A 21930-nucleotide genomic window follows, 5' to 3' on the forward strand; every position below is an offset into this window, starting at 1 on the left:
GTCCGGTGCTGCTACTCGCGGTCGTCCGCCGAGGTGCGGCGGCGCCGCGCGAGGAACAGCCCGCCGCCGCCGAGGATGACGACGGCCGCGACGATACCGATGATCACGCCGGTCGAGCCGGAACCGCCGCCGCCTCCGCCCTTCGAGTCGCTCGTGCCGTCCGCCGGAACGGCCGACCACCAGCTCCAGTACCCGTCCTGGCCGTAGATGTTGCCGGCCGCGGTGGGCATCGTCTGGATCGACTTGATCTGGTCGGTGCGGTACGCCTCGACGGCGTTCGGGTACGCGATGACGTTCATGTACCCGGAGTCGTACAGCCAGGACTCCATCTGCTTGACGATGTCCGCGCGCTTGGCCGGGTCGTACTCGGCGAGCTGCTTCTTGTACAGGTCGTCGTACGTCTTGTCGCAGATGAAGTTGTCCGTCTGGGCGCTCTCCTTGGCCTTGACGGGCAGCGCGGCGCAGGTGTGGATGCCGAGGACGAAGTCGGGGTCGGGGTTGACCGACCAGCCGTCGAACGCGAGGTCGTACTCGCCGGCGTACCAGGGCACCGAGACGTCGTCGAGGCAGTCGACCTTCAGGCCGATGCCGAGCTTGCCCCACCACTCCTTGAGGTACTTGCCGATCGCCTTGTCGTTCGGGTCGGTGGCGTGGCACAGGATGCGGAAGTTGAGCGGCTTGCCGTCCTTGCCGACGCGCTCGCTGCCCTTCATCTTGTAGCCGGCCTCGTCGAGCAGCTTGCCCGCCTTGTCGGGGTCGTACCCGAGGGCCTGGCTGCCGGACGGCTTCCAGAAGTAGTCGCCGAACCGCGGCGGGATGTAGCCCTCGCCCTCGACGGCGTGGCCCTGGAAGACCTTGTCGACGATCGTCTTGCGGTCGATCGACAGGAACAGCGCCTGGCGCACCTTCTGGTCCAGCAGGGCCTTGTTGCCGTTGCCGAACTTCTTGTGGTCCTTGGTCTGCGCGCCCGGGTTGGTGGCGAGCGCGAAGAAGCGGCGTCCGGGGCCCTCGTTGACCTTGATGTTCTGCTCGCCCTTGAGCGACGCGGCCTGAGCCGGCGTCAGGGCGGGGGAGCCGGCCACGAAGGAGACCTCGCCCTTGCGCAGGGCGGCGACCGCGGCGTCCTGGTCCTTGTACGTCTTGAAGACGACCTCGTCGAACTTGGGCGCGCCGCGCCAGAAGTTCTTGTTGGCCTTCAGCTTCACGTACTGGTCGACCTTGTAGTCGGTCAGCACGAACGGGCCGTTGCCGACTACGGGGAAGGTCTTGTCGTTGTTGAACTTCGAGAAGTCCTTGACGTTCTTCCAGATGTGCTCGGGCACGATCGGGACGTCGAGCGCGGCCATCGTGGCCTGAGGCTTCTTCAGCTCGATGACCAGCTTGGTGGGGCTGGGAGCGGTGACCTTCCTGAAGTTGGAGACGAAGCTGCCGTTCGCGGTCGCGGCGCCCTCGTCCGTCATGATCTTGTTGAAGGTGAAGGCGGCGTCGGCGGCGGTGGCCTGCTCGCCGTCGGACCACTTCGAGTCGGACCTGATGGTGTAGGTCCAGGTGAGCTTGTCCGCGGACGGCTTCCAGTCGGTGGCGAAGCCCGGGACGGCGTGGTTGTCCTTGGGGTCATAGTTGGTCAGGTACTCGTACATCATCCGGTGGATGCTCGTACTGACCAGTCGCTGGGCGAGGAACGGGCTCAGCGAGTCGACGCTCTGGGCGAGGGCGACGGTGAGGACCTTCTTGCCGCCGTCGGCCGCCTTGGCCTCTTGGGGTGCGGGGTTGAGCGGCGTGGCGAGGCCGGCCGTCAGGGTGAACGCCACGGCGCCGGCCGCCAGGAGGACCCGCAGGGTCCGGCGGGGCGCGCGCCGTGGGGAACGGGAGAAGAGCGGAGCGTGTGCTCTCTTGGGCTGATCTTTTGTGTCCATGGGTCGGTGACCTCGCGTCGTTGCTCGCGCAGGAGTGGCAGGTTGATCATGGGACGCCAGCTGGTTGATGTGTGTGTCTATCAGCGGCGGTCTGCGCACGTCAACGGCACATGAACCCCATGTGGCCTGCGGAAATAACGAGTTGACCTGCATTTCACGCACATTGGTCGAGACCTCTGACGCTTGGCAGGCCAGGGCGTGATGCCCGTACCGCACAACAATGGGTGCCTGGTGGATGTTTGAGGGCTTTTCGGCAGGCACGGGAAAGGCCCGCACCGTGGTGTCGGTGCGGGCCTTTCCCATGCCCTGGAGGGCCGGAATTCGGCGTTGTTACTGCTGAGGCGGCTGGGGCTGTGTGGCGTACGGGGGGAGGGGCTGGCCGGGCTGGCCAGGGGCGGCCTGGCCGGGGGTGGGCGGCTGACCCGGCGCGGGCTGGCCCGGCTGAGCCGGAGGGTGGCCCTGCGCCGGGGGCTGCTGCTGCCACATCTGCGGGGGGCCGGGCTGACTCGGCTGACCCGCTTGCTGGGGCTGCTGGCCGGGTGCTCCGGCCTGGGCCTGGCCGGGCTGCTGCGGATACGGCTGGCCGGGGTAGGGCTGACCCGGGAACTGCTGCCCCGGAGCGGGCTGTTGACCCGGCGCGGGCGGCTGGGGCGCGCCCGGCTGACCCGGGTACGGCTGGCCCGGGTAGGGCTGCTGCGCGGGGTAAGGCTGCTGCTGGTGGCCCGGCACCGGAGGAGCCATGGTGGGCGGGGGGTTGCCGTCCGACGTCCACAGGCCCTGCTGCTGCTGGGCCCGCGGGAAGTCCTCCGCGACCATCGCCGAGAGGTTGAAGTACGCCTCGCGCACCCTGGGTCGCATCATGTCGAGGTCGACCTCGGCGCCGGCCGCCAGGTGCTCGTCGAACGGCACCACCACGACGCCGCGGCACCGCGTCTCGAAGTGCGACACGATGTCGTCCACCTTGATCATCTTGCCGGTCTCGCGGACTCCGGAGATGACCGTGATGGAACGCGACACCAGATCCGCGTACCCGTGCGCAGACAGCCAGTCGAGCGTCGTACTGGCACTGCTCGCACCGTCCACGGACGGCGTCGAGATGATGATCAACTGGTCGGCGAGGTCGAGGACGCCGCGCATCGCGGAGTACAGCAGACCGGTACCGGAGTCGGTCAGGATGATCGGGTACTGCTTGCCGAGCACGTCGATCGCGCTGCGGTAGTCCGTGTCGTTGAACGTCGTCGAGACCGCCGGGTCCACGTCGTTCGCGATGATCTCCAGGCCGGACGGCGCCTGCGAGGTGAACCGGCGGATGTCCATGTACGAGTTGAGGTGCGGGATCGCCTGCACCAGGTCGCGAATGGTCGCCCCGGTCTCACGGCGCACGCGGCGGCCGAGGGTGCCGGCGTCCGGGTTGGCGTCGATCGCGAGGATCTTGTCCTGGCGCTCCGTGGCGAGCGTCGAACCGAGCGCCGTCGTCGTGGTCGTCTTGCCCACGCCGCCCTTGAGGCTGATGACGGCGATCCGGTAGCAGGACAGGACCGGCGTGCGGATCAGGTCCAGCTTCCGCTGCCGCTCGGCCTCCTCCTTCTTGCCCCCGAGCTTGAAGCGCGAGTTGCCGCCGCCGGGGCGGGTGCTCTTCGCCTTCTGCCTCTTGTTGTTGAGCAGCCGGTCGGCCGACAGCTCCACGGCCGCCGTGTAGCCGAGCGGCGCACCGCCGACGTTCGTGGGCGTGCGCTGGTCGTGCTGAATGGGCTGCGGCCAGGCACCACCGGCACGGGGGTCGGCGGGCGGCGCCTGCCCCGGGAACGGCTGACCGGGCTGGCCCTGGAACTGTCCGGGCTGACCCTGATTCTGACCCTGGGCCTGCTGGCCAGGGTGGCCTTCGGGGTGCGGGGCCGGGGCCTGGGCCTGCGGCGCGGGCGGCTGCGGGTGCGGCTGCTGTGCGACGGGAGGCTGAGGGCCGGGCTGCTGCGGGCTCTGCGGTGCGGGCGGCTGCTGGGGGTGCTGCTGCCCCGGGAGGTGCGGGGCGGGCGCGGCCGGGTGCCCCTGAGCGGGCGCGCCGGGCTGCGGCTGCGGGAACCCGTAGCCGGCGCCGGGCTGGGGCTGCTGCGGGTCGCCGGGGGCCGGCTGCTGCGGGAAGCCGTAACCGCCTTGCGGGGCGGGCTGGTTGGGCGTGCCGGGCTGAGGCTGGGGCTGCTGCGGGAAGCCGTAGCCGCCCTGCGGCGCGGGCTGGTTCGGTGCGGGGGGTGCGGGCGGGGTCTGCTGCGGGAAGCCGTAGCCCTGCTGCTGCGGTGCCGGGGGCGCGGGCTGCTGCGGGAAGCCGTAACCGCCTTGCGGGGCGGGCTGGTTGGGCGTGCCGGGCTGAGGCTGGGGCTGCTGCGGGAAGCCGTAACCACCCTGCGGCGCGGGCGGGTTGGGCGTGCCGGGCTGGGGCTGCTGCGGGAAGCCGTAACCACCCTGCGGCGCGGGCGGGGTGTTCTGCGCGGGCCAGGCCGGCGGGGCGGGCGCGCCCTGGGCCGGAACCGGCGTGCCGGGCTGCGGCTGCTGATCCGCGGGCCACTGCGGGGCCGATGTGGGGGCGGCGGGCTGGAACGCCGGGGGCAGCGGCGGGATGCCGTCCTGCGGCACGGGCGGCGGGGCCCAGGCGGCGGGGGCAGCCGCGTCCGCGCCGGCGGCGGTGCCGGTGGCGGTGTCCGCGCCTGCAGCGCCTGCTGCGGTGGCCGTCGGTGCGTCCGTCGTGGCGGCCTCGGCGGTGTTGTCCGAGGCGTCCGATCCTTCTGATCCGTCTGATCCTGGCGAGCCCTCCGCCTCGGACGCGTCATCAGAAGCGGCATCGGAGTCGGTGCCGTCGGCCGAGGCGTGACCGGTACGGGTGCCGGTGCCTGTGTCGGCGTCAGTGTCTGCGCGGCCTTGCTCGGGGGAGTCCGGCGTCGTGCCGTCCCCGGCGGCGCCGGCCACCTCGTCGTCCCCGGAGGGCCCGGCAGCGGCGGCCACAGGGAAATCTCCGGAGTCACCGGAGTTACTCGAGCCACTGGCCCCGGCGTCCGGCTGCGCGTCGGTGGACTCCGCGTCAGCGCCCTGCTCCTCCGTCGCCGGGTCGGCCTTCTGCGCGGCCAGCTCGGCGAACTCCCGCTTCAGCGCGGCAGCGGAGAACCGCATCGTCGCGCCGCTCTCCAGGTCACCGTTCCCGGAACCCGCGTCCGGCTCAGGGGCCGAAGCGGTGGGCGTGTACGGCGTGTAGGGCGCGGGCGGCGCCGGAGGCGTCACCGGCGCGGGAGCGGGCGTGGGAACGGGGGCCGGAGGCACCGGCGGAGGAGGCGTGACGGGTGCGGCCGAAGGGGTCTCGCCCGTGCCGGACGACGCGTTCTGCGTGTACCAGGCCGGTGGGGCGTAGTCGATGGTGAACTCGCCCGTCGTCTCAGTGGCGGACTCCGCGTCGGAGTGATCATCGACGGGTGTGTCCCAGCCCCCGCGGATCTCGTCCCGATCGCTGTTCACAATGCCTCCTGGTGTGGTCGAGCACCCTCGTGCCGTGGTGAGGGGCGACCGTTCCTGTCGTCCGATCCGCCGCGCTCTTCCCCTGGGACGCGTACGAGCCGGTCGTGGGTTTCGCGCGCGTCCTTGTCCCAGCCTAATCACCAAAACCACGAGCACGGCAGGCCCGTCCGCCCCCCGGCGCCATCCGGTAGGTCACATCGGGCCAACAAGTGATGCCCAAGCGATACGGAAGTGACGAACACCCCTCAGTCCGCCACGCGCAAACTGCCCGAATAGGCCGCAAAGGGGAACGAGTTCGATCGCTTGGACGCTCCGCGGCGGGCTCCGGGCCGGCCTCAGTCCATCCGGCGTGCGTTACCCAACAATCCGGTCTCGGCGTCCGTCGCCCGGGTCATCACGTACTGCCGGTCGCGGTCGGTGCACCACAGAGTGACGCCGTCCGCGAGCGTCGGAAGGGACTCCCACTCGCCGCGAGGCAGTCCGATGACGCGACCGATCTCCGCCGCCTCGTCCGGCGAAACCCGCTGGACCCCGACGAGCCGCGCCTGCCGCATCAACCGGGGCGCCACCGGGCTCAGATAGGGCAGCAGCGTCAGCACGGACTGCCACGGCGCCGACGCCACCCGCCCGCGCGGCGGCCGCATCCCGCAGTCCCGCACCACGAGCACCGGACCACCGGCGGACGCGCCCTGCGGCGGCACCCGCCCGACGTCGTGCACCGTCATCCCGGACTGGCCGCCACCGACCGCCTGCACCAACTGGGCCCAGGCCTGCGCCCGCCCGGTCTCCACCGCGACCCGCGCGCCGGTCGCCGCGGCCCGCAGCGCGAGCACCTGAGCCGTCCACAGACCGCCGATGAGCACCATGTCGTACGGCGTCGGCCGGTTCACCCCGAGTACGGCGGGCTGGCCGTCGGCATCCACGCCGACGACGACACCGTCGTCCCCGATGGGCAGCGCGAGCGTGTCCATCTGCTCGACGGAGAGCGTGTGGCGCTGGTGCCGCGGCCCGATGAGCCCGAACCCGGTACGGGGGCGGTCACCGGCGGCCGGCGCGGGAGGCGCGCCTGCGTTGCCGTTCCCGTTCCAGGAATTTCCGTCCCAGGATCCTGCCCCGGCCGGGGGAGATGACGTCATGGCCATCAGCGCGCACCTCCGAGGGGCAACGTGGCGAGAACACCGGGCAGTTGTTCGCGGTCGAGCCGGACGAGACCCGTCTTGGCCTGCCGGGCCGCCGTCTCCAGGGACCGCCGGGCCGTGGTCAGTTCGCTCTCGCTGCGTCCTGTGATCCGCATGTGCCCGCAGAGCTGGATGTCCCGCTGGTCACCGCGGGACAGCGTCAGACTGAACGTCGTGGCCAGCGCGGGCACCGTGGTCAAAAGCGCGACCAACTGGTGCAGAGCGGGCCCGGATCCGCCGAGCTGGGGCCAGCGCCGCACCCAGTACGTGGTGTGCCTGCGGTTGTCGCAGCGCCAGCTCCGGCTGGACTCCTCGGTCCTGCGCTGCGGCAGCTCGCTCCGCCCGGCCTGCGCCGTCACCATCGGGTTGGCGCACGCCGACGTGGCGACGGCGGCCGTGAGCTCCTCCTCCGTCAGCACACTGGCGCGGAAGCCCGCGCCGGTCAGCCGGCTCGCCAGATGCTGCGCCGCGCGGGCCACGCACTTCTGCGCTCCCACGGTGCCGCCGCCGCGCGCGGCCACGGCCTCCGGGCAAAGCTCCGGGTCGAGCTTCAGGGCGATCCACGTGATGCGGACGGCGGGGGAGCCGGTCTGGGCCTGCAGCGGCGCGTAGTTGCTCACCGCCACGGACTGCTGCGGCAGGTGCAGCGCGGGCGCGGGCTGCGTGTGCAGCACGATCTGCGCCGACTCGAGCTGGATCCCGTCGACATCCAGGGCGTCCCGCACGATCCCTATGGGCAGCGGCCGCCGGGAGCGCTCCGCCCGCAGGGCGGTGGCGTCCGACTCGACCTGGAGCACGGCGGTCAGGAAGCCGCCGTCGCCGACCATGCCGATGGGCCGCTGATCGCGGTCGTCACCGCGGACGTAGCTGTACGTCCGCAGCGCGGGGTCGCACTCGACGGCGGGCGCCAGGCCCGGCTCCGTGCCGGGCGGGACCGGCGTGCTGGCCGCACGGCGCTTGCGCCCGCGCAGGGCGAGGACGCTGCCGAGCCACTCGGGCAGCGAACGCCCTCTGCGGCGTACGAGAGCGAACAGGACGAGGATCACGGCGACGACACCGGCGGGCACCAGCGCCAACTTGTCGACGACCGCGGCGCCGACGAGCAGCGCGGCGGCGACCTCGATCATCACCATCTGCTGGAGCCGGAAGGATCCGGCCCGTCCGGAACGTGACTTCAGATGAAGCGAGACCGGACCGGCGGGCGCCGCCACAGAGCCGGCCCCACCGCCGGACCGAGCCGCCGGCGCACCGTCTCCCGGTCCCGGCCGACCGTTCGACCGCGACCGGGATTGCGACCGTGACCGGGTCCGCGTTGCGGAAGCCATCACTCCAAACCCCCCGAACTCTCCCGAAAATCCCTGACGTACAGGGCCTTTGAAGGCCCCAGCACCCTACCCGTCCCACACGCACAACCACGCAACAGGCATAGTAGGGGCCGGGTCTGACAACGGAGGGCGGGGGACGCAGGTACCCCCGAGTGCTGCACGGGGAGAAGCGGACACAGATGGCATCACGGCGGGACGAACTCAACGCCTACACCTTCGCGAAGCGTCGTACGCTCGCGTCCTTCCTCCAGCCCTCACCCTCCGGTTCGGAGGAAGAGGCACCGAAGCCGCTGCGTGCGGTGCTGCCGGGCGTCATCGTCGGCGTCGTCGTCCTGGCGGTCTTCGGGGCGTGGGGGATGTTCAAGCCGACAGCGCCGCCCAACTGGGACGACCTGCACAAGAACGTGATCGTCGCGAGCAAGTCGACGACGCGGTACGTGGTCCTGGAGACGGACGGCAAGAAGCAGCTGCACCCCGTCCTCAACATGGCGTCGGCCAAGCTTCTCGTGGACCCGAGCGACAACCCCCCGGTGACGGTGGCCGAGGACGTGCTCGACAGCGGCAAGATCCCGCACGGCGCCACGATCGGCATCCCGTACGCCCCCGACCGCCTGCCCCCGGAATCCGAGGCGGAGTCCGCCAAGCGCTGGGTCGTCTGCGAGCGCCCGGCCGACGGCGGCCGCGCCATCCAGAAGGCGGCGTTCGTCCTCGCGAAGCGGGACGAGCCGAAGGTCGAGGGCCGCGAGTCGAAGCTGCACGGCGGCGACCTGATGTACGTCGTCGGCCCGGACAAGGCCAAGACGGAGTACGTCGTCGACGCGAGCGGCACTGCCTACCCCATCGCCGTGCAGGCCACGAAGGAACGGCAGCAGAAACTCCTGACCGCCCTCAAAATCGACACCGCGAACCAGGAGCCGCAGCGCGTCTCCAGGGACTGGCTCGACACCCTCCACAAGGGCGCGCCGATCACCTTCCCGAAGCTGGAGGGCCACCCCGGCGACTCCGCCAACGCGAACAGCACGCTCGACGACTCCGTGAACCGGGTCGGCATGGTCCTCAAGACGCCGGACCAGTTTTACGTCGTCCTGCCGGGCAAGGTCGCCCCTGTCACCGACTTCACCGCGCACCTGCTCCTGGGCAGCCCTGATCTGGTGCGTCTGGGGCAGCCTGGCGAGGCGACCAAGGTGAGCCCCGGCGCCGTGGTCGCCAGTCAGCCCTTCGGACTCGACAACTGGCCGAAGTACAAGCCGGAACCGGTCAACGAGGCCTCCAGCGCGGCCGGCAGTCGTAACACCGTCTGCAACGTCCTGGACAAGGTCGACAACGGCCGCACCACGCTCAGCACATGGGCGGGCACGAAGTTCCCCGCGCCCCTGCCCGTCGGCTCCTCCAGCGCCTACGTCACCGCCGGATCGGGCCAGCTCTACCGTCAGTTCACGGGTACCGCGACCAAGGTGGGCCCCGTGTTCCTCGTCACCGACACGGGCCTTCGCTACGCGATGCAGTCCAACAGCGACAGCGGCGCCGACGACGCGGGCATCGGCACCACGAAGAAGCAGCGCGAAGCGCTGCGCCAGGAGGCCAAGCTGGCGCAGACCAGCCTCGGCTACGACAAGGTCGACCCGACTCCGATCCCGTACGCCTGGTCGCAGTTCCTGCCCACGGGCCCGCGCCTGTCCAGCACAGCGGCCCGCCAGCCGCAGGGCTCCTAGGACCGGGGGACACGATGACGTACGCATCCCGGGAATCCGCAGCCACGTGGACGCGCAGGGCGGCACTGCTCGCCGCGCTCACCGTGACCGTGACGACCACCGCACTCCTGCCCGCCGGGCCCGCCGTCGCCGACGGCGAACAGTGCACCTTCGGCCCGAAGAATCCGAAGTTCGAGGGCCGCCCCTGGTCGCTCCAGCGCGTCCTGCTCGACGACCTGTGGAGCGAGACCAAGGGCAAGGGCGTCAAGGTCGCCGTCATCGACACGGGCGTGGACGTCAAGAACCCGCAGCTCACCCATGCCGTGGACACGTCCAAGGGCAAGAACGAGATGCCCCCGAACCTCAAGGACGCCGACGGCAACAAGATCGCGCGCGGCAACGAACACGGCACCACCGACACCGTCGGCCACGGCACGCGCGTCGCGGGCATCATCGCCGCGCGTCCGGCCAAAAACACCGGCTTCGTGGGCCTGGCGCCCGAGGCCACGATCATCCCGATCCAGCAGAACGACGCGGAGGGCCACGGCACGGCCGAGAGCCTGGCGCGGTCCATCCGGTACGCCAAGTCGGTGGGCGCCCAGGTCATCAACATCTCGCAGGACACGGCGAACGCGGTCAGGCCCGACAAGGGGTTGGAGGACGCGGTCAACGAGGCGCTGGCCGCCAAGATCGTGGTCGTCGCCTCGGCCGGCAACGACGGCCTGGACGGCAAGGTGCAGAAAACCTACCCGGCCTCGTTCTCCGGCGTCCTGGCTGTCGCGGCCTCGGACCGTAACAACGAACGCGCCGCGTTCTCCCAGCAGGGCGATTTCGTGGGTGTGGCGGCGCCGGGCGTGGACATGGTCTCCACGGTTCCCGGCGGTGGCCACTGTTCCGACAACGGCACCAGTTTCTCCGCCCCGTACGTGGCCGGAGTGGCGGCCCTAGTCAAGGCGAAGCACCCCGACTGGACGGCGGCCGAGGTCGTCGCCCAGATCGAACAGACCGCGGAACGCTCGACCGCGGGCCACGACCGCCTGGTCGGCTGGGGCGTCGTCGACCCCGTCGGCGCTGTCACGGACGACCCGGATCACCCGATAGAGTCCCCGTCCCCCGAGGAGGGGGTCACCCGGGCGGAGGCTCCTACGGCGGCGAAAATCCACTTCGGCGAAACAGCGGAACAGCGCAACACCCGCCTGGCGACGTACACGGTCGTCGGCACAGCGGTGCTGGTGGCGGGCCTGGGCGGGGCGGCCGTCGCGGTACGGGACGCGCGGCGGCGGGGCCGGAGGAGAGCGGGCGGGGCGTGAGCGCGATGGTCGCGCTCAGCTTCGGCATCGCCGCCCTGCTGTTGGTGGCCGCCTGCGTCAAGGCGGACCGCGTACGCGGCTGGCGCCACAGCCTCGACCCGTCCGCGCCCGACCTCCCCGACGCCGCGTTCGTCGTGGGCCGCGTGATCTTCCTCGTCCTGGCCTGCGTCATGGTGTTCGAGGGGTTCAGCCTGCTGAGGGTCTCCGCCGACTCGGGCTGGAGCGACGATGAACTGACCAGCGCGGTAAGCCAGGCCACGGACGACCTGGACGGCTGGATGTACCGAGACGACGGACTCACCACCGACTCCGCCTACTTCGACGACTACGAGTCCCTGCTCGAGGACAAGGTGATCCAGCACGGCGGCGGGGGAGCACCCCAGTCAGGCGTGGACGCCGGACCGGCCGACACGAACACTGACACCGACGCGTACTTCACGGTGCAGGCGGACGGCGCGGACGCGGCCTTCTGCACGCACGTCGAACGCACCCGGCGCGCGAAGGACGACTACACGCCACCGGGCATCGACGGCGGCGAGGGAACGCTCACCGAACGCGCGTACCGCCTGACGGTGACATCGCAGGAAGGCACGTGCTGAGGCGTCAGTACCTGCCTCCTGCGAACGGTGCGGCAGGCCGATGACTCCGCCGGCGGGGCCAACTAGGGCCTCTCGTCTGGATCATGCCGTCGGCACACGCAAAAGCGCCCCTTGGCCCGGTGCATTCCTGATCCGGGCCAAAGGGCGCTTTGCTTTGTCTCAGGCGGCTGTCCACGCCTCAGCGGGAATTCGTTCCACAACGTCGCACAGGTAGTTCAACCGGTCCTCGAGGTCTTGCGGAGTCATGGTGCCGGTGTACCACGTGAACAGTTCGTCGTCGCGCACTCGAAGCGGGTTCTTCTCGGCACGCTGATCCGAGAGGAAGAAGGCCCTCACGTCATCAGTAAGGGCGTTCCGGACGAAAGCCTCGTCATGCCTGTCGACTCGGAACTTCTTGTCGAATTCCGGAACATCGAGCAGCTTCCTGGGCCCTCGCCCCAGCACCCTGTCCAGCTTGCTCGGCGGCTCCATATGCATGTAGGCCCCCTGGCCGGGCGCCGAGACGAGGAACACCGACTCGTACGTGAGCTTCCTGTTCCCGCCTTGAGTGGTGGGGGACAGGGGATCCGTGTAGCGGTACTCGAAGCACTTGAAGGCGCGGCCGCGGAACTCCCCTGTGATGTAGTGCCAAGCGGAGAGGTTCGAGCCCTTGCCCGGCATCGGGCCCACGCCGCAATACTCGGTGGCCCGTCCGGGCGAGCGCCGCTCATAGGTCCAGCCACGCGTGGCGGCGACCCCTTCGAGGTCCGCCCAACCTTTATTGATCCGGTCGACCTCTCGACTGTTGCGTATGAACGCCCTGATAACGAGCGTGAACATTCCCGCAACGAACGCGAGCAAGAGGACCTTCACCAGGATCTCAACCAGCTGTTCCATGGGTCGAGATTATTGCGGAAGAAGTGTGCTTCTGTGAACCGAGGCCGAGATCGTGGCCGTAACCCGTGATCGCGGGCGTGAAGATTGATTGCGGGTGAGGTGAAGACTCCGCAGAGCGTTGCGATGTGCCCGAATTCCGCGGAAACGCCCTAAGTGGGCGTCTCCTGTGCGCCATATGCTGGGCGCGCCGAGGGGGCGGCCCGCCCTTCCGGCCCTCTGTTACCTGTTTCCCCGATCACCGGAACGGATTTCCCCATGATTAAGTCCCGTCTCTCCGCCGCAACGTGGGCCCTGTCGGCCGTAGCCGCCGGTGCGCTCCTCGTCGGCTGCTCGGGGTCGGTGAGTGTGGGGAAATCCGACCCGAAGGTGTCCAAGGGCAAGCTGGCCGATACGGTCGCCGAAAAGCTCGCCGCCACCACGGGCCAGCCGAAGCCGGACGTCATGTGTCCCGAGGACCTCGTCGGGAAGGTCGGCAACACCGGCCGCTGCACGCTGACGGCGAGTGACGGCAGCACGCTGGGCGTTACGGTCAAGGTTTCCTCGGTCGACGGAGACAACGTCAACTTCGACATCAAGGCCGACGAAAAGCCGTCCCCGGCTGCGAGCTGACAGCTGACCCTTTCGACTCCACCGCGCCTCTCGCGAGGAGAAATTTCCACAAGGGGCTCGGCGCTCGCGTTCACCGATGAGCGGCCAGCACTGCCGCGAGGCCCTCTTGTAGATCTTTGACGAAATACTCGGGAACCTCCAGTGACGGGAAATGGCCCCCGATTTCGGGCGACCCCCATCGGACGATCTGCCGGTACCGCTCCTGTGCCCAGGGGCGCGGACTCTTCTCGATGTCGCGGGGATACATAGTGATTGCTGACGGGACGTCGACCCGAAGTTCGGGATCGAGCGAGTTGTGGCTTTCGTAGTAAATGCGGGCTGCCGATGCGCCGGTCCGCGTCAGCCAATACAGGGTGACGTCGTCAAGAATGCGGTCTCTGGAAATCCTCTCGAACGGGCTGTCTTCGGTGTCTGACCACTCGGCGAACTTGTCAAGGATCCAGGCAAGAAGCCCGACCGGTGAGTCGACGAGCGAGTAGCCGATGGTCTGCGGACGGGTCGCCTGCTGCTTCGCGTACGCCGCGCGGTGGCGCCAGAAATCGTGGGTTTCCTCGGTCCACTTGCGCTCGACCGCCGTCAGCCCGTCCGTTGTCAACCCGGGCGGCGCCTCCGCGAACAATGTGTGGATGCCGAGAACGTGCGCCGGGAACCTGCCGCCGAGAACCGTGGTGATATTGCCTCCCCAGTCGCCGCCGTGGGCTACGAACTTGCTGTAGCCGAGCCTTCCCATCAGTTCCACCCATGCGGCCGCGATCTTTTCGGTCCCCCACCCCGTGGTGGCCGGCTTGTCGCTGTAGCCGAAGCCTGGTAGCGACGGGACCACGACGTGGAACGCCGGAGCGTCTGCATCTTTCGGATCTGCCAACTCGTCCACTACATCGGTGAACTCGGCAATGCTGCCGGGCCAGCCGTGCGTCAAGACCAGAGGAGTGGCATCTGCGCGCGCGGATCGGCGGTGCAGGAAGTGGATTCCCAGACCGTCAATGGTCGTGCGGAACTGGCCGATCTGGTCAAGGTGCTCTTCGAACGAGCGCCAGTTGTACCCGGTGCGCCAGTAGTTCACGACATCGACGAGGTCGGCGAGCGGAACGCCCTGCTCCCATCGGCGAGGGCCGGGCGCTGCGCGATGGACCGTCTCGGCCTCCGGTAGCCGCGCCGCGGCCAGTCGCGCGCGCAGATCGTCGAGGTCGGCGTCAGTTGCGTGGGTTTCAAATGCTTGCACGTCGTTGGTCGGACGGGGCATGAGACCTCCTGGCCGTCGCGGAACCGGCTGCGAGCTACGGCGAACCGGCTAAGGCGGTTCTACCGCGCCTACATGCCGGCGTGCAACCGGCTAAGGTGGTTCCATGCCTGCTGGGTTCCCTGACTTCCGCCTCGGTACCGTGCTGGCGACCAGCTTCACGGGGACTCTGTCGGAGCGTCATGGCAACGCTGTGGAGCGCATTCCCACGCCGCACCGCCTCATCGACTGGCTGGCAGTGAACGGCCTCGCCGTGGACTCCTGCACCAGTGCCCAGCTCGACCTCGCTCGGGAACTGAGGGAGTCGATTCACGCCGCCGCGACAGCGGCCGCGGCCCAGGAGGCTCTCCCCGCTTCTGCTGTCCAGGTCATCAACGACTGCAGCGCTCAGGGGCGGGCCGCGGCGATCCTGACGCCCGAGGGTGAGCGGCAATGGCGGCTCAGTTCGGCATCCTGCGTGGAAGATGCCCTCAGCGTGATCGCCGCCGACGCGATCAGCATCATCGCAGGCGAACGAGACGGAAAATTGGCCTTGTGCGCATCGCCAACCTGCCAAGCCGCCTTCTTCGACACCAGCCAAAGCCGCACCCGTAAATGGTGCGACATGAACACGTGCGGGAATCGTCAGAAGAAAGCGCGCTTCAATGCCAACCAGCGCAAAAACCCCAGATCAGCGAAGTGATCGTCACCTCGGCACATCCAAGTGGGCCCCACGCCCCACGCCTGCGACACATCTGTCGCGTCGGGTGCGTGCACCCCAACGGCACCACTAAGAGCCATCCGGAGCGCAGTGGAACTACACGGAAAGCCACCACTGAGGCCGGCTCGCGGCGTGCGGCTCCTGCCTCTGGCCGCTGCCACCGCCGTGATGGTGGCGACGGCAGCAGGATGCGGCGACTCGGCCGAGCGCGAGTACACCGTGCCGTCGTCGCTGTGCGGCATTCACATCAAGACGGCGACGCTGGCGCCGTTGCTGCCGCCCGGTAAGCGGGTGTCGGTCGAGCCGGACACTCCTGTCCCGGACGCCATCACGACCTGCGAGGTCGCCGTGGACAAGAAGGTCGTGCTGTCCGTCGAACGCGAGCGACGCGAACCGGGCACAGCGGCGCGCGACATCGCCGTGGACCAACTCTCCGCCCACGACCCCAAGTCCGCGGCGGCCCGCACGATCGCGTACACGGACGCCGCAGCCGTATCGATCACCCAGTGCACCGCCCCCGATGTGGTCAAGGAGGACATCTCCACGGTCATCAGGGTCTTCGAACCAGGACGCAAGGATGAATCGGCGCTGAAGGACTTGATCACGGAATACACGGAGGCGCTGAAGACGTCTTCGCCCTGCGAAGTGAAATCGGGCTGAATTGTTGAACGCGCTTCCTCTGCCTTCCCCGTAGTCGCGGTCCCGTAGTCACGATGGTGAAGATTTCGTGGAGGAGCGATCTCCTGCCGGAGAGTGCACCGGGCCCCCGTGAGGGCAGTGCCTGGGCGTGAGCGTCACGGCCTTCGACCGGGCATCGGGCGCGCGTCGGCGAGATGAGAAGATTGCACCCGAAAGCGCGATACGGGAAGAGCGTTTCGTAACTGACTTAACACATAGGTCAGTTGGTTCGGTTGTACAGGGTGACTACAGTGGTAAAGGCGCGATGAGGGACCCTCGCGCCACCGTGCCCAGGGCGCGGGCTGATGGAGTGACGGGGAACGGGGAAGGGGACACGTCATGCTTCCTGCGGACATGGCGATGGGTGGAGTTTCCGCTGCGGCCGCTGCGGACCTGAAGGTCAGCGCGGGGTTCCTCAAGTCGTTCAAGCAGCGCGTGGACAAGCTCCTGGCGGAGTTCGAGGGGTCCGCCGGCAGTGCGGCCAAGGTGGGCGGGCACCAGATCCCCCGGAACGCCCTGAGCGGCGTGGGTGAGTTTCACGAGGCCGACGGCCTGCACGCCCAGTACGACCACGTGCACCAGCAGATCACCCACCTCTCCAAGATGCTGAGTCTGCAGATCGAAGCCATCGGCATCGCCGCACACGGCGCAGAGATCGGCTACGACAACCTCGAAGAGGACCAGCGGCGCCGTTACTGGGCGATCCAGGTCAGGATCGACCGCGAACACGACGCGGCGGAGCAGAAGAAGTCCGGCCGGCCCGCGCAGGAGCACAGCGACGCGAAGAAGTCCACGAAGGGGTTCAAGTAATGGCTGGGGACGAGAAGAAGCCGCCGCCCCTGACCGACCAGCAGAAGGTGGACGCTCAGGTCGGAGCCACCGACGTGACGTCGCAGATGTCGGAGCTGATGCACGACGCCTTCGGATTCAGCCGTGTGCGGTTCTTCCAGTTCGGTAAGGCCACGAACTTCGAAGGTCACAAGCTCAACGACATGATCGACCTCATCGCGGACGCGAAGCCGGCCGACCTCGAGAATGCCGGCGAGGCGCTGTGGAAGGCCAGTGATGCCATCAACGCGGCCGCGGCCGAGCTCAGAGGGCATCTGAAGCCGGCCGAGGACGACTGGCAGGGTGAGGCCGGCCGGGCCTTCCAGGACTGGGGTCTGAAGCTCGTCACGCACACCGAGGCGCTTGCCACCTACGCGGACCAGGCAGGAGTCCAGATCACCGCGGCCGCAACCGGCCTCGCGTCCGTGCGCAGCGCGATGCCGCCCCGGGACACCCGGCTGGCCCCGAAGACGGTCGACGATATTCCCGTCGTCGCGCGGGTCGACGGCAACAAGGACTACGCCGCAGCAGTCAAGACCGAGGGCCACCGTCAAGAGGCGATCAACCAGATGAACCGGTTGGCGTCGTTCTACTCGGTGTCCGGAGAGCAACTGCACGGGCTGACGCCGCCGACGTTCGAGGCCATGCCCAACGTGGGCATGCCGAATCCCAAGTACGACCTTGAATCCCCGTCCCAGGGCCACAGCGTCACCGAACCGACCGCTGCCCTGCACAGGTCGGAAGTGGAGACCGCGGGGCGTGAGCACTCGGTCGTGGAGCACGTTCGCCCCGACATCGGCAATGTACCTCCGAAGACGGACGATCCCGTGATCGCCATCGACCGGCCGGTCGTTCCTGTCGGCACGCAGATCGACAGCGTCGATACGCTTCCTCAGCACACGTCGACGCCCTCTGTGACAAGCACCGCCAACCCGACCGTGACGCCGACAGTCGGTCCGCAAGGAGTCCCGCTCCCTTCGTACGCCCAGGGTGTTCCGAATCCCCTGGGAAAGGGTCCTGTGGGACGGGCGCTCGGAACGACCGGCGTGCCGAGGAATCCGGCGACCGCACAGGGACGACCCGGAACCACAGGACCGGCGACGGCTCGGGGGCTGGGGCAGGGCGGCACGAACCCGATGGGGCGCCCGAACGCGACCGGCCAGCCGGGGGTCAAGGGCGGCATGCCGGGTGGCCGTCCGACGTCCGGAGTCACCGGAGGCACGCCCAAGCCGGGCGGCACGTCGGCCGGCCGCCAAGGCCTGGGGCCGAGGGGCGCGGGCCGGAGCAACGGCGGCGTCGTAGGGGGAAGGCCCACCTCGACCGGCGCGACCGCGAAGTCGGGTCCCAAGGTGCCGCGAGGCACGGTCATCGGCGGTGAGGGAGCGGCCGGTTCGCGGACCTCGAACGGCGGGATCAGTCAGCGGGGAGTCATGGGGGCGCCGAGTGCGACGAACAGCGCCGCCAGGAACCAGACGCCCGCGCGCGGTTCCATCGGTAATTCCGACGGCGTGAGCGGTGCTCCCGCAGGACGCAACTCCGCTTCCCATGCGGGCAGGAACGGCTTCACCGCCGGCGGCTCCGGCCTCGTACGAGGCCCCGAGGGCCGCGGGAGTTCCGACCAGGAAGAGGGCGAAGGCGCACAACGGCCTGGCTTTCTGATCGAGGACGAGCAGACGCAATTGCCCGACAAGCCGCGGCGTGACGTGCCCCCGGTGAACGACCAAGTATGAGCGAGGACGTACGAAGTATGCAGTCTGGGACCAGCCGACGCGGTGGAAGCACGGCGCGGATCGCGGGGCGTGCCGGGAGACGAGTCGCCACCGTAACTGCGGCACTCGGCGCTCTCGCAGCTGTCTCGGCCGGACTGGCCCCCAGCGCGATCGCCGACGACGTGCAGTCGAAGCAGTGGTACTTGGACGCGATGGGGGCCAAGGACCTGTGGAAGGTCAGCACGGGCAAGGGCATCACGGTCGCCGTCGTCGACTCAGGGGTCAACTCCGCGACGAAATCCTTGAGCGGCAAGGTACTCAAGGGAGTCGACGTCACCGGTAGCGCAGGCGGCGAGACGGACGACTTCGACGGTCACGGCACGACGATCGCCGAGCTCATCGCGGGTAGCGGGGCGGGGGGCGGGATCAAGGGCGTCGCACCCGACGCCAAGATCATCCCGATTCGCACCCGGCTGTCGACGATGAAGGACGAGTCGGCGAAGAAGCAGGGTGACACCACGGCCAAGGCCATTCGGGCTGCCGCCGACAGTGATGCCCAGATCATCAACATGTCGTTCGGATCAGACTTCCCGAGTAACGGAGGACTTGAGGCGGTCAAGTACGCCGAGAGCAAGGGCAAGCTCCTTTTCGCTGCGGTCGGCAACGAAGCCGAGAAAGAGAACTACATCGGCTATCCCGCGAAGTACCCAGGGGTGGTCGGCGTATCGGCTGCGGACAAGAGCGGCCTGGTCGGCAAGTTCTCGGAGAGCGGCAACTACGTGCAACTGGCCGCTCCCGGTCTGGACATCCCAGCCTGGTGCAACAACGACTTCCAGTCGCATTGCATGGGGACGGGCACCAGTATGGCGTCCGCCATCGCTTCCGGCGCGGCCGCTCTCATCTGGTCCAAGCACCCCACATGGACGGCGAACCAGGTCACTCGGGTCCTGATCGACACAGCAGGGCGTGACTGGCCGAAGAACAAGCCCAGCAAGTACCTCGGTTACGGGCTGATCCGTCCGGCGCGCAACCTGCTCCATGGCGAGGGAAGCCCGGGTGCGGGCGACATCAACCCCCTCACCAACGAGAAGACCACCGCCGGTTCCACCTCCGGCAACACCCCCTCCGCTTCCGTACCAGCCTCGTCACAGCCCCCGAAATCCACTTCAGGTGGCGAGACCTCGGCGGCAGGATCTAGTGCGAAGTCCTCGGACGACAATGACCAGTTGTGGATTGTCCTCGGAGTCGTTGCTGCGGTAGTAGTGCTCGGGGGCGGGGCGTTCGCGGTGGTGCGAGCTCGGCGCTCCGGCTGAGCCCGCTTCATCGTTCAACGCCCGTCGAGCAGGGGGCAGATTCTTGCCCCGGCCAGACGGGAATCCAGAAAGTTCCATCAGTAACTCAGGAGAGGTAGGCCGAACATGGCGGCACAGGGGCAGCGGCTCTCAGACGATCAGATGATTGCGCTCGAGCGCAAGATCGCGCACAAGTTCGAAAACATCAAGTCGACGGTGCACCGCCTCCAGGGGACGATCGACAGCCTGGAAGGTCAGTGGAAGGGCATCGGCGCCAACGCCTTCAACACGAAGCAGCACGAGATCAACACCTCGTTGGTGAAAATCGGAAACATCCTCGTGACGTTCCTCGATGCGATGAGCGGTACTCGGAAGATCAAGGACGACTCCGAGGACAAGGTGCGCCAGGAAGTCAACAAGATCAACGTGTACGACGGCGCCCCGAAGTCCACGCTCAGCGGCTACTGAGCGAGCCGGTCACGCATCAGTAGTAAGTCTGAATCCACAGGGGAGATGAAGTAGATCATGGGCATGAACCACGACGAGATGATCGTCAAGTACGGCGCTCTCGACACCGCGGCCACGGAAATCGGAACCATGGCCAAGCAGCTCGAGGCCGACCTGCAGGAGATCAAGACCCTGGTGGCGGGCACGGTCGCGTACTGGGAAGGTGAGACCCAGGACACGTACGGTACCCAGCAGAAGGCGTGGGACGACGAGGCCCGCGACATCCACGAAGCCCTCAAGGGCATTGGTCACGTGGTGCACCTGGCCGGCGGTGACTACATGGGTGGCGACAAGAAGGCCGCCAGCTTCTTCCTGTAGAGCGAAGAGGACAGGATCCGGGGTGGGCGCGCGCGGGAGGCGCCCACCCCATCATTGTGGTCCGACGGGTGGAACGGGGTGCGTGGGTCCACGGCTGGATAAGGCATCGGTTCGCGCTCGTCGTTGAAGGGAAAGCAGTTCATGTCATTCGGGCCGGCGCCCTCTCCGTTCACGCAGTCTCTGCGTTCGGCAAAGGATCGTAAAAAGCAGCGCGTGAAGCGTTGGCTGTCCATCTGCGGCGTTCTCATCGTTGTGGCCGGCGTTGGTTCATGGTTTATGTGGGGTGGGAGCCCAGCGGCGAATGACGCCAAGTCGAGCGACGTGCCCAGCTCTGCCCAGCAAGCCCCGGATGAGGTGATCAAGGCTGATGGAAAGATTCCGGTCAACCCTGAAGCCCGGATGGCAGTCGAGTACAACGACAAGAAGCTGAAGCCGGGCGAAACCTCCTACCTGCCGGGCAGTTGGGCTACCGCCAAGACTTTCGCCATGGCACAGGGAAGTACGCTCACGGGATACCGATTCAGACAGTGGGACCCTGTCTGGAGCACCAGGTTGAGCGGTGCCATCTGCTCGACGACGCGGCATGTGACAGTTGATGGCCGAACTGCCGTTGTTGCTCAGTCCGGTCGTGGGGGCAAGGCAAAAGCCGAGTCCGCGTGTAACTCGCTCGTGGTATTCAACGTGGACACCGGCAAGAAGATGTGGGAAGTGACGCTGCCCCACTCCGACGATGCGTACGCGACCAATATGAATGTGACGCTGACGCGAGGCGTCGCCGTGACGGCATGGGGATCGGGTTCGGCAGCGTACGACCTGCGTCACGGCAAGAAGCTCTGGGAGACTCCAGGCCGGGAAGCCTGCAACGACAGCGGTTTCGCGGGCGGACGTGACTTGCTGGCGCTACAGACCTGTGGAAGCAGTAGTGACGACACCTCATATCGCGTGCAGAAGATTGACCGACGTACAGGAAAGCCCGAGTGGACGTACCGGGTGGCCCGGGGTGTCAGGGCAACCTACTTGGTGTCGTCGAATCCACCGGTAATCGCTGTCGCTGCGGGCGCGGACTCGGTGACGGACCTCATCGTTCTTGACGCGCACGGCAAGCACAGATCGACGATGGCGCTGGGAGTTGACCGCTATGTCACCGAATGCGGTGGTTCGCTTTTCGGGACTGTGGAGTCCTGCGACTTGGTGATTGTGGGGAGTCGTCAGGTATTCGTGGGAGGAAAGGGGGCCATCAAGGACCTCTTCACCGACCGTCCCGCAAACTCGATTACTGCTTTTGACCTGGATTCGGGGAAGCCCGTGCGTAAGTTCAAGTCCAAGGCCCGCCGTCCTATGTATCCCATCCAGACGAGCGGCGACCAACTCCTGGCATTCAGGGCAAGTAACGACGGGCGAGCGCCGGCGGCGGTCGTGCGTATCGACCCGAAGACAGGCACAGCGCGTCCCTTTCTCCTGTTCGAGATGCCTTCCTCGCCGTCGCTCGGAGAGCCAGAGACGGCAGACATGACCGTCAGCCACGGACGCGTCTTCTTCCGGCTCAAGGAGATTGACGGGTCGAGCGAGCCCGACGATACGGGTCTCCTTCCAGGCGTTGTCGGTTACGAAAGCGCTGGCTAGGAGCGGGGTACTTAGCCGTCATCTCCCTACGCC

The 21930-nt window shown here is 68.1% G+C and carries 18 protein-coding genes; 12 read left to right on the forward strand and 6 right to left on the reverse strand.

Translation table 11 applies throughout. The annotated features are described in order from the left end of the window. Positions 1-11: 11 nt before the first annotated feature. The 4 genes from AC07EJ_RS39180 to eccE all read right to left on the reverse strand — a co-directional run bounded on the left by AC07EJ_RS39180 (position 12) and on the right by eccE (position 7917). Positions 12-1916: an ABC transporter substrate-binding protein gene (locus tag AC07EJ_RS39180; protein WP_389485646.1), complete on the reverse strand. Its 1905-nt coding sequence runs from the start codon at positions 1914-1916 to the stop codon at positions 12-14. Positions 1917-2246: 330 nt separating this feature from the next. Continuing rightward, on the reverse strand, positions 2247-5414 hold the full coding sequence (locus tag AC07EJ_RS39185; RefSeq protein ID WP_478886010.1) for an SCO5717 family growth-regulating ATPase: 3168 nt from the start codon (positions 5412-5414) through the stop codon (positions 2247-2249). A 335-nt stretch (positions 5415-5749) separates the two neighbouring features. Further along, complete coding sequence (locus AC07EJ_RS39190) at positions 5750-6550, reverse strand: hypothetical protein (RefSeq protein WP_389485649.1); 801 nt, start codon at positions 6548-6550, stop codon at positions 5750-5752. A gap of 5 nt (positions 6551-6555) precedes the next feature. Continuing rightward, positions 6556-7917 carry a type VII secretion protein EccE gene (gene eccE, locus AC07EJ_RS39195; protein WP_389485651.1) on the reverse strand — a complete coding sequence of 454 codons (1362 nt, stop codon included), beginning with the start codon at positions 7915-7917 and terminating at the stop codon, positions 6556-6558. 179 nt (positions 7918-8096) lie between these two features. On the opposite strand from eccE, the gene eccB reads away from it, so the two are divergent. From eccB to AC07EJ_RS39210, 3 genes are read left to right on the forward strand one after another with little or no spacing between them, the layout of a single operon-like run. After that, complete coding sequence (eccB, locus tag AC07EJ_RS39200) at positions 8097-9629, forward strand: type VII secretion protein EccB (RefSeq protein ID WP_478886011.1); 1533 nt, start codon at positions 8097-8099, stop codon at positions 9627-9629. A 14-nt stretch (positions 9630-9643) separates the two neighbouring features. Beyond that, complete coding sequence (gene mycP, locus AC07EJ_RS39205; protein ID WP_389485655.1) at positions 9644-10918, forward strand: type VII secretion-associated serine protease mycosin; 1275 nt, start codon at positions 9644-9646, stop codon at positions 10916-10918. Then, complete coding sequence (locus AC07EJ_RS39210) at positions 10915-11517, forward strand: hypothetical protein (protein WP_478886012.1); 603 nt, start codon at positions 10915-10917, stop codon at positions 11515-11517. The genes mycP and AC07EJ_RS39210 overlap by 4 nt, the downstream gene beginning before the upstream one ends. A 159-nt stretch (positions 11518-11676) precedes the next feature. On the opposite strand, the gene AC07EJ_RS39215 is transcribed toward AC07EJ_RS39210, so the two are convergent. Continuing rightward, the gene (locus AC07EJ_RS39215) at positions 11677-12393 is read right to left on the reverse strand and encodes a hypothetical protein (RefSeq protein WP_389485659.1); all 717 of its coding nucleotides are present in this window, start codon (positions 12391-12393) and stop codon (positions 11677-11679) included. A gap of 255 nt (positions 12394-12648) precedes the next feature. On the opposite strand from AC07EJ_RS39215, the gene AC07EJ_RS39220 reads away from it, so the two are divergent. After that, entirely contained in the window at positions 12649-13002 is a 354-nt protein-coding gene (locus AC07EJ_RS39220; RefSeq protein ID WP_389485661.1) for a DUF4333 domain-containing protein, read from the forward strand. Between the two features lie 70 nt (positions 13003-13072). On the opposite strand, the gene AC07EJ_RS39225 is transcribed toward AC07EJ_RS39220, so the two are convergent. Continuing rightward, positions 13073-14245, reverse strand: a complete 1173-nt coding sequence (locus AC07EJ_RS39225) for an epoxide hydrolase family protein (protein ID WP_478886013.1) — start codon at positions 14243-14245, stop codon at positions 13073-13075. Positions 14246-14348: 103 nt separating this feature from the next. Here AC07EJ_RS39225 and AC07EJ_RS39230 point away from each other — a divergent pair, with 103 nt between their 5' ends. The 8 genes from AC07EJ_RS39230 to AC07EJ_RS39265 all read left to right on the forward strand — a co-directional run bounded on the left by AC07EJ_RS39230 (position 14349) and on the right by AC07EJ_RS39265 (position 21897). Then, the gene (locus AC07EJ_RS39230; protein ID WP_389485665.1) at positions 14349-14924 is read left to right on the forward strand and encodes a CGNR zinc finger domain-containing protein; all 576 of its coding nucleotides are present in this window, start codon (positions 14349-14351) and stop codon (positions 14922-14924) included. Positions 14925-15074: 150 nt separating this feature from the next. Beyond that, entirely contained in the window at positions 15075-15602 is a 528-nt protein-coding gene (locus AC07EJ_RS39235) for a hypothetical protein (RefSeq protein ID WP_478886014.1), read from the forward strand. A gap of 357 nt (positions 15603-15959) precedes the next feature. Then, on the forward strand, positions 15960-16430 hold the full coding sequence (locus AC07EJ_RS39240; RefSeq protein ID WP_389485671.1) for a hypothetical protein: 471 nt from the start codon (positions 15960-15962) through the stop codon (positions 16428-16430). Beyond that, a complete protein-coding gene (locus AC07EJ_RS39245; protein WP_478886015.1) occupies positions 16430-18178 on the forward strand; it encodes a hypothetical protein in 1749 nt (582 codons plus the stop codon). The genes AC07EJ_RS39240 and AC07EJ_RS39245 overlap by 1 nt, the downstream gene beginning before the upstream one ends. A 17-nt stretch (positions 18179-18195) precedes the next feature. Continuing rightward, complete coding sequence (locus tag AC07EJ_RS39250) at positions 18196-19470, forward strand: S8 family serine peptidase (RefSeq protein WP_478886016.1); 1275 nt, start codon at positions 18196-18198, stop codon at positions 19468-19470. Between the two features lie 105 nt (positions 19471-19575). Beyond that, positions 19576-19917: a WXG100 family type VII secretion target gene (locus tag AC07EJ_RS39255; protein WP_478886017.1), complete on the forward strand. Its 342-nt coding sequence runs from the start codon at positions 19576-19578 to the stop codon at positions 19915-19917. A gap of 57 nt (positions 19918-19974) precedes the next feature. After that, positions 19975-20274, forward strand: a complete 300-nt coding sequence (locus tag AC07EJ_RS39260) for a WXG100 family type VII secretion target (protein WP_478886018.1) — start codon at positions 19975-19977, stop codon at positions 20272-20274. Positions 20275-20487: 213 nt separating this feature from the next. Continuing rightward, positions 20488-21897 (forward strand): outer membrane protein assembly factor BamB family protein, encoded by a 1410-nt coding sequence (locus tag AC07EJ_RS39265; protein WP_478886019.1) that lies wholly within the window; start codon positions 20488-20490, stop codon positions 21895-21897. Positions 21898-21930: the final 33 nt, after the last annotated feature.

This window comes from Streptomyces sp. NPDC045026, from assembly GCF_056432625.1.

Bases quoted from the DNA above. Each gene is read 5' to 3' on its own strand.
- eccB (WP_478886011.1), top strand. From the start codon at position 8,097: ATGGCATCACGGCGGGACGAACTCAACGCCTACACCTTCGCGAAGCGT.
- AC07EJ_RS39220 (WP_389485661.1), top strand. From the start codon at position 12,649: ATGATTAAGTCCCGTCTCTCCGCCGCAACGTGGGCCCTGTCGGCCGTA.
- AC07EJ_RS39255 (WP_478886017.1), top strand. From the start codon at position 19,576: ATGGCGGCACAGGGGCAGCGGCTCTCAGACGATCAGATGATTGCGCTC.
- AC07EJ_RS39240 (WP_389485671.1), top strand. From the start codon at position 15,960: ATGCTTCCTGCGGACATGGCGATGGGTGGAGTTTCCGCTGCGGCCGCT.
- mycP (WP_389485655.1), top strand. From the start codon at position 9,644: ATGACGTACGCATCCCGGGAATCCGCAGCCACGTGGACGCGCAGGGCG.
- AC07EJ_RS39225 (WP_478886013.1), bottom strand. From the start codon at position 14,245: ATGCCCCGTCCGACCAACGACGTGCAAGCATTTGAAACCCACGCAACT.
- eccE (WP_389485651.1), bottom strand. From the start codon at position 7,917: ATGGCTTCCGCAACGCGGACCCGGTCACGGTCGCAATCCCGGTCGCGG.
- AC07EJ_RS39190 (WP_389485649.1), bottom strand. From the start codon at position 6,550: ATGACGTCATCTCCCCCGGCCGGGGCAGGATCCTGGGACGGAAATTCC.
- AC07EJ_RS39230 (WP_389485665.1), top strand. From the start codon at position 14,349: ATGCCTGCTGGGTTCCCTGACTTCCGCCTCGGTACCGTGCTGGCGACC.
- AC07EJ_RS39260 (WP_478886018.1), top strand. From the start codon at position 19,975: ATGGGCATGAACCACGACGAGATGATCGTCAAGTACGGCGCTCTCGAC.
- AC07EJ_RS39250 (WP_478886016.1), top strand. From the start codon at position 18,196: ATGCAGTCTGGGACCAGCCGACGCGGTGGAAGCACGGCGCGGATCGCG.
- AC07EJ_RS39215 (WP_389485659.1), bottom strand. From the start codon at position 12,393: ATGGAACAGCTGGTTGAGATCCTGGTGAAGGTCCTCTTGCTCGCGTTC.
- AC07EJ_RS39245 (WP_478886015.1), top strand. From the start codon at position 16,430: ATGGCTGGGGACGAGAAGAAGCCGCCGCCCCTGACCGACCAGCAGAAG.
- AC07EJ_RS39180 (WP_389485646.1), bottom strand. From the start codon at position 1,916: ATGGACACAAAAGATCAGCCCAAGAGAGCACACGCTCCGCTCTTCTCC.